The 267-nt window shown below is 76.4% G+C and carries 1 protein-coding gene; it reads right to left on the bottom strand.

Annotated features, from left to right (window positions below):
• Positions 1-267 (bottom strand): FGGY family carbohydrate kinase (locus R0J92_RS23480; protein ID WP_411053450.1); only part of this gene is annotated, 267 nt, incomplete at both ends.

The raw sequence follows: 267 nt of genomic DNA, 5'->3' as shown, positions 1-267 counted from the left end.
ATAGTCGGAGGGCAGCATGATCCGCGCGGCGCGGGCCAGGAGGCCCGGATGGCAGCGCTCGGTCCAGGCGAGCTTGGACACGGTGAGCGCCGGGCCGGGCACCGAGCCCGTTCGCGCCGCCCAGTCGGCCGGGGCCATGGCCTCGCACAGGCGCACGGCGTCGGGCGCCGTCTCCGTGTCGTTCCACAGCTTGGCGGGGCGCAGGGGCTCGTCGTCCGCGCCCAGCATCACCAGCCCGTGGCCCTGGCCGCCGCAGGAGATCGCGGC

The organism is Tritonibacter sp. SIMBA_163 (genome assembly GCF_046535935.1).
In the GTDB taxonomy this organism is placed as follows: domain Bacteria; phylum Pseudomonadota; class Alphaproteobacteria; order Rhodobacterales; family Rhodobacteraceae; genus Epibacterium; species Epibacterium scottomollicae.
Note: the sequence above shows the minus strand (reverse complement) of the source record. Positions and strands in the feature narration are given on the sequence as shown.